This window comes from Acetoanaerobium pronyense, assembly GCF_017874355.1.
GTDB lineage: Bacteria > Bacillota > Clostridia > Peptostreptococcales > Filifactoraceae > Acetoanaerobium > Acetoanaerobium pronyense.
In genome coordinates this window covers 16,782-28,406 of the sequence record NZ_JAGGLI010000036.1, presented here as the reverse complement: position 1 = coordinate 28,406, position 11,625 = coordinate 16,782, and the positions used below count along the sequence as shown (strand labels likewise).

Here is an 11,625-nt window from a genome sequence, read left to right as displayed (position 1 = left end):
AAAATAGAAAATCCCTATTTTAGGGAAAATTATATTCCAAAAAATAGGGAAAATTATTTGCCGAAATTTATACAAAAATGCTTGCCGGTAACAAAGACCCAGCAGAAGAAGCTCTCTTCAAACAATTACGTCTAAATATGTGGCTTAAGCAAAATATTAAATGGATGCCTATGGAGACTTGGGGGAAGTGTTGTTCCCCAGTTGACCCTGAGAAGCTAAAAGGGAGAATTTGTTATGGTGGGCTAGATTTATCAAGTTCTACAGATATTACAGCTTTTGTATTAGTGTTTCCACCAACTGAAGAAGATGATAAATATTACGTGCTCCCTTATCTTTGGCTACCAGAAGATACATTGGATTTAAGAGTAAGAAGGGATCATGTTCCCTACGATATTTGGAGAAAAGATGGATATATAGAAACCACAGAAGGCAATGTCATCCACTATGGCTTTATTGAAAAATTCATCGAGGACTTAGGAATTCGGTTTAATATACAGGAAATCGCATTTGACCGCTGGGGAGCCGTGCAGATGGTGCAAAACTTAGAGGGTGCTGGATTTACAGTAGTACCATTTGGACAGGGATTTAAAGACATGTCCCCGCCAACCAAAGAACTGATGAAACTGACACTGGAAAAACGAATAGCCCACGGAGGACACCCAGTCCTTAGTTGGATGATGGACAATATTCATGTAAGAACTGACCCTGCTGGTAATATTAAGCCAGATAAAGCAAAGTCATCTGAAAAGATTGATGGTGCTGTTGCTATGATTATGGCCCTTGATAGAGCCCTTCGGAATGAAGGGAATCATGGTGGGAAGTCGGTTTATGATGAGCGAGGAATTTTAATATTTTAATTATTAGTTTTGATTATAATAAATATATGTTATAATTTTTAGAATATTTAATAGGGGGTGTGAAATGGGTATTTGGGATAAGTTAGGTAAAGTGGCAGCTGTTGTTGTAGATAAGGCACCTGAAGTGTTAGGCAAAATGGCAGTAGAAGGGGCAAAAATGCAAAGAAATGCTCTTGAAAAGCAAGGGAAACAGATAAGAGATTATGAAGAAAAAATAAAAAAAGTAGAGGCTAATAGTCATAAACTAAGTCTAGAACAAAAAATGAAATTACAAGAAAAAAAGAAAGAACTTGAATCCTACAATCAAAAAGTTAACTCAGTGGGCGCTAGCGTTAAAAATGGTGAAGTATTGTATGATGGAAAATCTATTAATGAATGGAAAGCAAAGTGGCAAGGAATAGGTTATTTGAAGAGTGCTAATTTAACACCATACAATAAATGTGTAGGATTATATAGACATAGAGTTAATGGAAATATTGTTTACGTAGGAAGAGCAATTGAATTAAACAATGGTGGATTTCGAAAAAGATTGAGTGACTATAGAAGAGAAAGTGACAGTGCTAGAAAACATGAATCTGGAAAAACTATTAATGATCATCTAGATGAGATTGTAACAGATATATTAATTGTAGGTGAAACAGAGGAAGCTATTAAAACAACAAAGCTTTTAGAAAATGCCTTTATAGGAGAATATAACCCTATTTGGAATAAACAAAATAAGAAGAGGTACTAAATATAGAGCGTATCTTTTACATGGTCTGAATATTAAGAAAGTAAAAATATATATAAACTTTGTTGTATAACCACTCTTACTAGAGTGGTTTTTTATTACTATTTTTATTGTGTAGAAGGAGTGAATGACATTTGAAAATACCCGAATTATCAAAACTATTCAGGTCTAGAGCAGACCCTACAAACAGTATGTGGCAAAGTGCCTATACCTTTTTCTTTGGTTCAACTACCAGTGGAAAAACTGTAAACGAAAGAACTGCTTTGCAAACAACTGCTGTGTATGCCTGTGTTAGAATATTAGCTGAAACATTAGCAAGTCTGCCGCTTCATGTCTACAGGCATACAGAAAATGGAAAAGAAAAAGCAAAGGATTCTCAAGTATATAGATTGCTCCATGACGAACCAAATCCAGAGATGACTTCATTTGTGTTTAGAGAAACCCTTATGAGTCATCTTTTATTATGGGGAAATGCGTATAGCCAAATCATTAGAGATGGTAGAGGAAAATTGGTGGCACTGTATCCTCTTTTACCAGACAAAATGGAAGTAGATAGAACCGCTACAGGAGAAATTTTCTATGAATACCAAAGTGACAAAGGCAAAGTTGTTTTAAGAAAAGAAGAAGTGCTTCATATTCTAGGGCTTGGTTTTGACGGAGTAAAAGGTCAGTCTCCAATAGCTATGGCAAAAAATGCAATAGGCATGGCCATAGCCACTGAAGAATATGGGGCTAAATTTTTCTCAAATGGTGCCAATCCTGGCGGAGTCCTTGAACATCCAGGTGTGGTCAAAGATCCAAAACGTGTCAGAGATAGCTGGAATGCAGTTTATCAAGGAAGCTCTAATGCTCATAGAGTAGCAGTACTTGAAGAAGGTATGAAATTTACTCCTATTGGCATTCCACCAGAACAGGCACAGTTCATTGCCACAAGAAAGTTTCAAATTAACGAGATAGCTCGAATTTTCAGGATACCACCACATATGATTGGGGACCTTGAGAAGTCGAGCTTTTCTAATATAGAGCAGCAATCGTTAGAATTTGTGAAATACACTCTTGACCCTTGGGTGGTACGTTGGGAAATGGCACTTCAAAAGTCGCTATTAACCCTATCAGAGAAAGAAGAGTATTTCATAAAATTCAATGTTGATGGGCTTCTTAGGGGAGATTACAAAAGCAGAATGGAGGGTTATTCTGTCGGCCGTCAAAACGGATGGCTTTCAGCCAATGACATAAGAGAGTTAGAAAATCTCAATCGTATTCCTGAGGAGCTAGGAGGTGATCTATATCTGATTAATGGAAATATGACCAAGCTTGAAGATGCTGGTGCATTTGCTAAGAAAAATGGTGGAGAGGAGGAATAACTTTGAAGAGAAAATTTTGGAACTGGGTCAGCTCGGATGATGGCAGAACCCTTTATTTAGACGGAGCTATTGCAGATGAGACTTGGTTTGGAGATGAAGTAACTCCTAAGCAGTTTAAGGCAGAACTATTAAGAGAAGAAGGGGATGTCACTATTTGGATTAATAGTCCAGGTGGAGATGTTTTTGCAGCAAGCCAAATCTATAATATGCTGATGGACTATAAAGGGAAAGTCACAGTAAAGATCGATGGTATTGCAGCTAGTGCAGCTTCTGTAATTGCAATGGCAGGAACAGATGTATACATTTCCCCTACAGGTCTTATGATGATTCATAATCCAATGACCATAGCCTTTGGTGATACAGGGGAAATGGAAAAAGCCATATCAATGCTAAGTGAAGTTAAAGAAAGCATTATCAATGCCTATGAAATAAAGACAGGACTTTCAAGAACGAAGCTATCACATTTTATGGATTCAGAAACCTGGTTTAATGCAAAGAAGGCTGTTGAACTAGGTTTTGCTGATGGGATTTTATTTTCAGAATTAAGGGAAGATGTTCCAAATAGCGAAGGCGTATCTTTTAGCAACATCGCAGTAATTAACTCGCTAATTGAAAAACTTCCTAAGGCAGAAAAGGTAAAGGCTTTAGATATTACACAATTCGAAAAGAGGCTGGATCTCTTAAAATAAGGAGGAACTCAAATGAATAGAATTTTAGAACTTCGTGAAAAAAGAGCAAAGGTGTGGGAAGAAGCCAAGAAATTTCTCGACTCAAAAAGAGGTGAAGACGGACTTATTTCCCCTGAGGATGCAGCTACCTATGAAAAGATGGAAGAGGATGTAGTAAATCTGGGGAACGAAGTGGAAAGGTTGGAAAGACAAAAGGCTATGGATTTAGAGCTTTCAAAAGCCACAACTTCTCCTATTACGACAAGGCCAAATGAACAAGGAAAGAGCAAAATGGGAAGAGCAAGTGATGAGTATAAAGAGGCTTTCTGGAAATCAATGAGAAATAAACAGAGCTTTGAGATTCAAAATGCTCTGCAGATTGGGACGGATTCAGAAGGTGGATATTTGGTGCCAGATGAGTTCGAGAGAACATTGGTTGAAGCTCTTGAAGAAGAAAATATATTTAGACGTCTTGCAAGCGTTATAACTACATCATATGGCGACAGAAAAATACCAGTAGTATCTTCAAAGGGTACAGCTTCTTGGGTTGAAGAAGAAGGACCTATTCCAGAATCAGATGACACTTTTGGCCAAGTTTCCATAGGGGCTTACAAGTTGGCGACAATGATTAAGGTCTCTGAGGAACTTCTCAACGATAGTGTGTTTAATCTTGAAAAATATATAGCTAAGGAATTTGCTAGGAGAATTGGTGCTAAGGAAGAAGAAGCATTTCTTGTTGGGGACGGACTAGGAAAACCTACTGGTATTTTTAATTCTGTAGGGGGAGCTGATATTGGAGTTACTAGTTCAGCTGCAGGCGCTATAACTTTAGATGAATTGCTTGATCTTGTATATGGGCTTAAATCACCTTACAGGAAAAAGGCTTCATTTATAATGAACAATTCAACTGTTAAGGCAATAAGAAAGCTTAAAGATGGAAATGGACAGTATCTATGGCAGCCTTCGGTATCCCTTGGGGAGCCAGATACAATATTAAACCATCCAGTGAACACATCTGTTTATGTTCCTTCTATTGCCGCAGGGAACAAGACGGTAGCTTTTGGAGATTTTGGGTATTACTGGGTGGCGGATCGTCAAGGGAGGTCATTCCAAAGATTAAACGAGCTATTTGCAGCAACAGGTCAAGTTGGATTTAAGGCAACTCAGCGAGTTGATGGGAAATTGATTCTACCAGAAGCCATTAAAGTGCTTCAGCAGAAAGCATAGGTGAATTATGAACTATAATACGAAAAACTATAGAGAACAAGGAGCAGAGAAGACCGTAATTTCAGGAGAACTTGTAATCACAGATGGTGGCAAGTTCTTTTTTAATGAAAAGGAATTAAAGCCTGCTGAATTTCAAGCTTCTAGCACCGCATCAACTGTAGCAGGATTAGTTGCTGATCTAAACGACTTGATTACAAAACTCAAAGCAGCCGGATTAATGGATAGTGAGTAAAGGAGATGAGCGCATTGGTAGTCACACTTGAAGATACAAAACTATGGCTTAGAGTTGAGCATGCTGATGAAGATGCGCTCATTGAAAGCCTAATAACTGCATCACAGGAAATTGTTGAATACATCCTTCGTTTTTCGCTGAATGATTTTGAAGGGGATATTCCAGAGTCAATAAAACACGCTATTTTCTTTACTGTGTCCAAGTTTTACGAAGAAAGAAATGAAATTGATATGAATGAACTTAAGACTGTTTTAAAATTTCTTCTTTCTTCATATAGAAAGGAGATTTGGTAATGAATATTGGAGAATTTAGGCACCTTATCACCATAAAAAAACAGATAGTTGAACAAGACATCAATGGATTTGAGATAAAAAAGTATGATATTCATGCTACCCTCTGGGCAAAGGTATCAAATTTGCATGGCAAGGAATTCTTTGAAGCTGCCGCCATTCAAAAGGAGAAAACTGTGAAATTCACAATAAGATCTGTAAAAACCTTGGATGAGACTATGAAGATAGAATTTCAAGGGAAACTTTATGACATCATCTTTATCGATAATATAAAATATGAAAACAAATATATGGAGATAAAGGCAATAGAGGTGAGCATAAGTGGCTAAGATTGAGCTTGAAGGAATGCAAGAACTCATTGATAAAGTAAATAAGTTGGGGTCTAAAGGCGATGAGATTAAGAAAGATGCCCTAAATAAAGCGGGACAAATTGTGAAAGAAACCATGGAGAAAAAGGCTCCAAGGTCAAAAGAAAATAAAAGACACATGGCTGATCATATTGAAGTTTCAGATATTGAGAGAAGTGATGGCATAGATTTTGTGAAGATTGGACCAGATAAGGGGGATGTATCTGAGTTCTTTTATTCTAAATTCACAGAATGGGGAACGTCAAAAATACCTGCCCAGCACTGGGCATCAAAATCTGTAAAAGAAAATCAGAAAAAAATCAATGAACTAATTAAGGAGGAGCTAGAAAGGGGGCTTAAAGAATTTGATAAATAATTTGGTATTGGAAACGTTAAAACCACTCTCAGTTCCAGTTGGATTTCAAAAATACTCTGGAAAAGAAATTCCATATATCACCTTTCATGAATACCTATCAACTGGAGAACAATTCGATGATGACGAAGAAGCTATGACAGGTCACTATATTCAGGTTGATGTTTGGTCAAAAGGAGATTATGGAATACTTGTTAAGAACATCAAAATAAGGCTTCTTGAGGCTGGTTTTAAAAGAGTTGATGAAGCAGATTTTTATGAAACAGACACAGAGCTTTATCATAAAGGACTGAGATTCTTTTATTTAGAAGAACAGGAGGATGTAAATGTCTAGACAGATTGGTCTTAAGGATATTCATATAGCTGTAATGACAAAAGACGATTCTATAGAGGCAACTTATCAAACCCCAGTAAAACTAGAAAGAGCGATAAGCGCCAGAGTATCTCCAAGGGTCACATCAGAAAACATATACTCAGATGATACAGTGGAGGATGTTATCAGTTCCTTTGAAGGCATCGAAGTTGAGATTGAGACAAATCAACTTTCTTTAGATAGTAGAGCGAAGCTTCAAGGGGCAAAGATAGTAAAGGGAGTCCTTATAGAAAGCAAGGATGATATACCACCCACCATTGCCATAGGATTCAGGTCAAAAAAGAGTAATGGGAAATATCGATATGTCTGGCTCTTAAAGGGAAAATTCGAGCTTTCTTCGGACGAATACGACACAGAGGGAGAAAAGCCTCAGCCAAAGACTGCTAAACTAAATGGAACCTTCTTCGCAAGAGACTTTGACGGGAACTTTAGATTTATAGCCGATGAAGATGCATTAGATATCGATCCTACTATAATATCAAGCTGGTTTACTTCAGTTCCAGATGAGCCAGTTGAAACACCATAAATATTTTTAACATGCATTTGATATTTAAATATGAAGGTGATTTTAAAAACGACCTAGAAAGTGGAACTAGAATCTTTATTTTTCATTAAGGCGATAAATAAGAGATGAAGTTTTAATTTGGATGTTTGATGGCAGGGGTAAATACACATATGAAAATGGTGAAATTAAAGAAAGAAAATGGTATTTTGATAAATATATAAAAAATAATTTATTTAGTTTCAAAATAAATAGAATGGAAATATATGGTATATAAAAGAATTTCCAGGTATCTTATCGATTGATTTGATTTTGAAACTGAGGTGATTTTATGTACCATAATGAACTTCATTTTAAAAGTATACGAATTCCAATTCGAATAACAAATGGAGTTGTACAAAATTATTATGGAGGTGGTCTTCCAGATATAAAAGAAGGAATTACTGGCGAACTAATTCTACCGGAGATTTCAGTTAAAGATAAAGAATTTGTTAGAATTTTTCAAGAAGAAAGAAAATATGAAATTGTAAAACCTGGTAATAAAGTATACCTAGCTTTCAAAAATGTTGATAAAGATAAAAAATCCATTACAAAATTTATAGCTACAGAACTTGGTGCTCACCATTATGTTGAAGTAGAATTAAAAAAATCTTTGGTGATGTTATTTAGAGGAAGTAAACTTCCAACGTTATTAGAAACTGAGTGTTTTATTCCTGAATTAAAGAAAGAAGCAAGCAGTATCAATAATGCTTACATGATTATATCCCAAGAAATACAGCCTCAAAGAAAATCACATACAGGAAATGTTTTTAAATATTGTTTTTATTATCGTAATGATGGATATTACTCATTGGACTATGCCAGAGAAAAAATTCAGGCGAATTATGATAATGAACTTTTTTTAAGTTATAGTCTATACAAACTAAATGACAGTATAATAGATTTAGATAAATTTGGTTTAAGCGATGACGCTAAAAAACTTATAGAGCATCTTGAAAAATATAATGAAATTAATGGTTGGACAATTAAGGTAATGTTTGAAGGAAAATCATATAACTATATAACCCTTATTAATGAACTTTTGAGTAAACAAATAATTTACATGGTAAATAAATAACAGAAATTCATTATAATTAAAATTGTAAACAGGGCTAATAAAATCCCTGTTTTTTTATTGCTAAAATTATACTGGAGGAAAAAATGAAGGCATCAGAGTTGAAAAACAAAGGAATAAAATTCACCCTTGGTGACAAGGAGTATGAGCTTAAGTTCAATATGAACACCTTCTGTGAGCTAGAAGAAATCTATGGGGATCTTAATAAGGCATTTGACGATCTTCAGGCCATGAAGATAAAGGCAATTAGAGCCCTTATCTACGCGGCAGTGAAAGTGGATGAAGAGAAAGCCACCCTTAAGAGCGTGGGAGAAAAACTTGAGATTCAAGACCTTGAAAGACTTGGAATTGCTATTAATGAAGCATTAAACAGCGCAATGCCGGAGGTTTCAGAGGATATGGGAAAATAGAAAGCTGCTCTAGTTCAAGTTGGGACTGGGAGTGGCTTTTTTATTTATCAACAAATTTACTGAAAATGACAGAGGATGAGTTTTGGAAATCCACACCTAAGAAGCTGCAAGCACTGTTTAATGTATATAAGAAAGTAAATGGAATTTATGATAACGATATGGATACAATTGACAACATAGTGTTTTAGGAGGGAGGTGGGGATTTATGAGTGGGACTTCTGTTGTGGCAAGGGTAGGCCTTGATGATAGAGGGTTTCAAGAAGGTGTCCAAAAGATTCAGCGTAGTCTAAAGGTTGTTAAGAGCGAGTTTGCGGCTGCAAGCTCAAAGCTTGGTGATTTTGGAAAATCCACTGAAGGACTAAAGCTTAAGGCGGATAGTTTAAATAAGCAGATGGAGCTTCAAAGAGCTAAAGTTGCGGCACTTAAAAAGAGCTATGAGGAAAGTGTGGCTGCAAAAGGAGAAGATTCCAGAGCTACAGAAAACTTGAGAATCAAGCTGAATTATGCCATTTCTGATATGAACAAGATGGAAAATGAACTTTCAGATATAAATAGGCAAATTGAGATTCAAAGCAGCAGATTCACTACCCTTGGTGAAAGTCTTGAGGGTATTGGAAGTAAGATGAAATCAGTTGGTGAAGGATTTTCAAGTGCTGGGAAAAGCCTTTCAATGACAGTTACAGCTCCAATTGTTGCAGCTGGAACAGGACTAATAAAGCTTGCTCAAGATTTTGAGTCAGCAAATAATGAAATACGTATTGGGACTGGTGCCACAGGAGAAGCTTTGAAGGAACTGAGCAATGATTTTAAAACTGTCTATACCTCCGTAAATACAAATATAGGTGACGCCAGCAAGGTAGTGGCTGACCTGAATACTAGAACAGGGCTTACAGGAGACTCTCTAAAAGATCTATCGGTTCAAATGTTAAGACTTGCCAAAATCACAGGTGAAGATTTAAACTCACTGATCCCCTCTTCTACCAGAATGTTTCAAGATGCAGGAGTTTCAGCTGAGGACTATTCCCGCGCACTTGATCATACTTTTAAAGTTAGTCAAAACACAGGGATAGGAGTATCAAGACTTCAGCAGTTAATGACCCAGTTTGGAGGGCCTCTTAGACAGATGGGGTTTGACTGGGAAACAGCTGCTGTAATGCTTGGAAAGTTTGAAAAAGAGGGAGTTAATACAGAACTTGTAGTTGGCTCCCTTCGCATCGCCCTTGGGAAAATGGCTAGAGAAGGAATAAGTGAGCCTAGTAAAGCCTTAGCAGAGATGATTGCAAGAATAAAGGAAGCTGGAACAGCAGGGGAAGCCAATGCTCTAGCACTTGAGATATTCGGAGCAAAAGCTGGTCCAGATATGGCTGCAGCCATAAGAGAAGGAAGGCTTGATTTAGAAGAACTTATAGAAACTGTAAAAATGAGTCCTGAGACAATTGAAAAAGCAGCCAAAGATACAGAAACTTTAGCTGATAAATTTGCGGTTCTTAAAAACAAGATGGCTGTATCACTTGAACCTCTTGGCGCAAGACTTATAGAAGCTATGGATAGAGCGATGCCGGCATTAGAGAGATTCCTTGAAAAAATAACAGAAATCATTGAAAGGTTCGCAAATCTCTCCCCAGCTCAGCAAGATATGATAATCAAAATGGCTTTAATCGCAGCTGCTATAGGACCGGTGTTGCTAGTAATAGGTAAATTCATATCAATTGGGGGCGCTCTTTTTTCAACACTTGGCTCAATATCAACAGCAATTGGAGCTGCAGGTGGAGCAAGTGCTGCATTTGGGGGCGTATTAACAGCAATAACTGGCCCTGTTGGAATCGCAATTGCATCTTTTGTGGCCCTTGTTTCAGCTTTTACAGCTTTGTATTTGAGCAACGAAGATTTTAGGGTTAAGGTTAATGAAACCTGGAATGAAGTTAAACTTTTAATAACCTCTGTAATAGAAGTTATAAAGGACCTTATTTCTGGATTTGTAAATTTCACAAAAGAGATATGGCAAAAATACGGAGATGACTTAATAGCAATCATATCATCTGCGTTTTCAGTTATCTCAAATGTTGTAACTACAGCACTGAATTTGATTAGAGATATTATAAAAATTTCCACAAATCTCATAAATGGTGATTGGCAAGGGGTATGGGAAGGGATAAAGAGTCTAACGAGTAACCTTTGGAATGGAATCAAAAGCATTATCGAAAGCGTCCTTGGACTTATAAAGAATATAATTACACTTCAGCTTAACTACATTAAAGATTTTGTTTCAGGCATTTGGAATGCTCTAAAATCCCTTACTTCTAATGCATGGAATGAGATTAAAACAGCCATTGAAAAACCAATAAACTCAGCAAGGGATACTGTGAAAAAGGCACTTGATTCCATATACAGCTTTTTTAAAAACTTAAAACTTCCAGAGATTAAAATACCGAAGATAAAACTTCCACATTTCAGCTTGAAAGGTTCTTTTAGTCTTAATCCTCCAAGTGTACCAAAGCTATCTGTTGACTGGTATGCAAAGGGAGGAATTTTTAATGCCCCAAGGATCATAGGAATTGGGGAGTCTGGTCCTGAGGCTGTTCTTCCAATAGATAAAATTGATGAAATAATTGGAAGGGCAATGAAAAAATCGGGATATGGAGTCAGTGTGAACAACAACATCTCTATTAACGCATCAATAAGGGATGATCAAGATATAGATAAATTGGCCCAAAGAATATTCAAGGAGCAAAATAAATACAGAAGGGGGATTGGATTTAGGAGATGATGGGATTTACTTTTAGAAATCAGCATTCATTGGAATTTGGAATAATATGCAAAACCATAGAAAATCCGGCTAAGCCTTCTTTGAGAATCGATAGGATCAGGATTCTTGGAAAGGATGGAACTATAAAGTTTGAGGATGGATATGAGGACAAGAAAATAGAACTTGAATGCGTAGTAAAAGGTAGTTCTTTTGAAGAACTTGAAATCAAAATGCAGAGTATTATTCAGTGGATTTCCGAAAAAGGAACCTTGGTTATGGATTATGCTCCAACTATTGTTATGCAGGCTAAAGTTTATGAAGAGATCTCTCCTCAAAGATATAGAAACCATTATGTATTTGACCTGATATTTGAGTGTGATTCTTAAGATTTT

16 protein-coding genes are annotated in these 11,625 nt (G+C 36.5%); all 16 read left to right on the top strand.

The window, feature by feature from the left end; translation table 11 throughout:
• Positions 1 to 77 precede the first annotated feature (77 nt).
• The 16 genes from J2Z35_RS12625 (at position 78) to J2Z35_RS12555 (ending at position 11,619) form a co-directional block, all read left to right on the top strand.
• On the top strand, positions 78 to 857 hold the full coding sequence (locus J2Z35_RS12625) for a terminase TerL endonuclease subunit (protein WP_281063647.1): 780 nt from the start codon (positions 78 to 80) through the stop codon (positions 855 to 857).
• A 64-nt stretch (positions 858 to 921) separates the two neighbouring features.
• Entirely contained in the window at positions 922 to 1,590 is a 669-nt protein-coding gene (locus tag J2Z35_RS12620) for a GIY-YIG nuclease family protein (protein WP_209661761.1), read from the top strand.
• A gap of 131 nt (positions 1,591 to 1,721) precedes the next feature.
• Positions 1,722 to 2,951, top strand: coding sequence for a phage portal protein (locus tag J2Z35_RS12615; RefSeq protein ID WP_456298339.1), 1,230 nt, complete (start codon positions 1,722 to 1,724; stop codon positions 2,949 to 2,951).
• Between the two features lie 2 nt (positions 2,952 to 2,953).
• Positions 2,954 to 3,640: a head maturation protease, ClpP-related gene (locus J2Z35_RS12610; protein ID WP_209661760.1), complete on the top strand. Its 687-nt coding sequence runs from the start codon at positions 2,954 to 2,956 to the stop codon at positions 3,638 to 3,640.
• A gap of 12 nt (positions 3,641 to 3,652) precedes the next feature.
• Positions 3,653 to 4,846 (top strand): phage major capsid protein, encoded by a 1,194-nt coding sequence (locus tag J2Z35_RS12605; RefSeq protein WP_209661759.1) that lies wholly within the window; start codon positions 3,653 to 3,655, stop codon positions 4,844 to 4,846.
• Between the two features lie 7 nt (positions 4,847 to 4,853).
• On the top strand, positions 4,854 to 5,078 hold the full coding sequence (locus J2Z35_RS12600) for a Head fiber protein (RefSeq protein WP_209661758.1): 225 nt from the start codon (positions 4,854 to 4,856) through the stop codon (positions 5,076 to 5,078).
• 5 nt (positions 5,079 to 5,083) lie between these two features.
• Entirely contained in the window at positions 5,084 to 5,371 is a 288-nt protein-coding gene (locus tag J2Z35_RS12595) for a head-tail connector protein (RefSeq protein WP_209661757.1), read from the top strand.
• Positions 5,371 to 5,697, top strand: coding sequence for a phage head closure protein (locus tag J2Z35_RS12590; RefSeq protein WP_209661756.1), 327 nt, complete (start codon positions 5,371 to 5,373; stop codon positions 5,695 to 5,697). Before J2Z35_RS12595 ends, J2Z35_RS12590 begins: the two co-directional genes overlap by 1 nt.
• Positions 5,690 to 6,091 carry an HK97-gp10 family putative phage morphogenesis protein gene (locus J2Z35_RS12585; RefSeq protein ID WP_209661755.1) on the top strand — a complete coding sequence of 134 codons (402 nt, stop codon included), beginning with the start codon at positions 5,690 to 5,692 and terminating at the stop codon, positions 6,089 to 6,091. Before J2Z35_RS12590 ends, J2Z35_RS12585 begins: the two co-directional genes overlap by 8 nt.
• Entirely contained in the window at positions 6,081 to 6,422 is a 342-nt protein-coding gene (locus J2Z35_RS12580; protein ID WP_209661754.1) for a hypothetical protein, read from the top strand. The genes J2Z35_RS12585 and J2Z35_RS12580 overlap by 11 nt, the downstream gene beginning before the upstream one ends.
• On the top strand, positions 6,415 to 6,987 hold the full coding sequence (locus J2Z35_RS12575) for a major tail protein (RefSeq protein WP_209661753.1): 573 nt from the start codon (positions 6,415 to 6,417) through the stop codon (positions 6,985 to 6,987). Before J2Z35_RS12580 ends, J2Z35_RS12575 begins: the two co-directional genes overlap by 8 nt.
• A gap of 307 nt (positions 6,988 to 7,294) precedes the next feature.
• The gene (locus tag J2Z35_RS12570) at positions 7,295 to 8,080 is read left to right on the top strand and encodes a hypothetical protein (protein WP_209661752.1); all 786 of its coding nucleotides are present in this window, start codon (positions 7,295 to 7,297) and stop codon (positions 8,078 to 8,080) included.
• An 83-nt stretch (positions 8,081 to 8,163) separates the two neighbouring features.
• Positions 8,164 to 8,487, top strand: a complete 324-nt coding sequence (locus tag J2Z35_RS12565; protein WP_209661751.1) for a hypothetical protein — start codon at positions 8,164 to 8,166, stop codon at positions 8,485 to 8,487.
• 65 nt (positions 8,488 to 8,552) lie between these two features.
• The gene (locus tag J2Z35_RS14835) at positions 8,553 to 8,675 is read left to right on the top strand and encodes a hypothetical protein (protein WP_281063646.1); all 123 of its coding nucleotides are present in this window, start codon (positions 8,553 to 8,555) and stop codon (positions 8,673 to 8,675) included.
• 17 nt (positions 8,676 to 8,692) lie between these two features.
• Positions 8,693 to 11,254, top strand: a complete 2,562-nt coding sequence (locus J2Z35_RS12560; protein ID WP_209661750.1) for a phage tail tape measure protein — start codon at positions 8,693 to 8,695, stop codon at positions 11,252 to 11,254.
• Complete coding sequence (locus J2Z35_RS12555) at positions 11,251 to 11,619, top strand: phage tail domain-containing protein (RefSeq protein ID WP_209661749.1); 369 nt, start codon at positions 11,251 to 11,253, stop codon at positions 11,617 to 11,619. The genes J2Z35_RS12560 and J2Z35_RS12555 overlap by 4 nt, the downstream gene beginning before the upstream one ends.
• Positions 11,620 to 11,625 lie beyond the last annotated feature (6 nt).

What these genes read in the sequence shown, in the direction of transcription:
- J2Z35_RS12625 (WP_281063647.1), top strand. Translation starts at nt 78, where the DNA reads ATGCTTGCCGGTAACAAAGACCCAGCAGAAGAAGCTCTCTTCAAACAA.
- J2Z35_RS12620 (WP_209661761.1), top strand. Translation starts at nt 922, where the DNA reads ATGGGTATTTGGGATAAGTTAGGTAAAGTGGCAGCTGTTGTTGTAGAT.
- J2Z35_RS12605 (WP_209661759.1), top strand. Translation starts at nt 3,653, where the DNA reads ATGAATAGAATTTTAGAACTTCGTGAAAAAAGAGCAAAGGTGTGGGAA.
- J2Z35_RS12600 (WP_209661758.1), top strand. Translation starts at nt 4,854, where the DNA reads ATGAACTATAATACGAAAAACTATAGAGAACAAGGAGCAGAGAAGACC.
- J2Z35_RS12595 (WP_209661757.1), top strand. Translation starts at nt 5,084, where the DNA reads ATGAGCGCATTGGTAGTCACACTTGAAGATACAAAACTATGGCTTAGA.
- J2Z35_RS12590 (WP_209661756.1), top strand. Translation starts at nt 5,371, where the DNA reads ATGAATATTGGAGAATTTAGGCACCTTATCACCATAAAAAAACAGATA.
- J2Z35_RS12575 (WP_209661753.1), top strand. Translation starts at nt 6,415, where the DNA reads ATGTCTAGACAGATTGGTCTTAAGGATATTCATATAGCTGTAATGACA.
- J2Z35_RS12570 (WP_209661752.1), top strand. Translation starts at nt 7,295, where the DNA reads ATGTACCATAATGAACTTCATTTTAAAAGTATACGAATTCCAATTCGA.
- J2Z35_RS12565 (WP_209661751.1), top strand. Translation starts at nt 8,164, where the DNA reads ATGAAGGCATCAGAGTTGAAAAACAAAGGAATAAAATTCACCCTTGGT.
- J2Z35_RS14835 (WP_281063646.1), top strand. Translation starts at nt 8,553, where the DNA reads ATGACAGAGGATGAGTTTTGGAAATCCACACCTAAGAAGCTGCAAGCA.
- J2Z35_RS12560 (WP_209661750.1), top strand. Translation starts at nt 8,693, where the DNA reads ATGAGTGGGACTTCTGTTGTGGCAAGGGTAGGCCTTGATGATAGAGGG.
- J2Z35_RS12555 (WP_209661749.1), top strand. Translation starts at nt 11,251, where the DNA reads ATGATGGGATTTACTTTTAGAAATCAGCATTCATTGGAATTTGGAATA.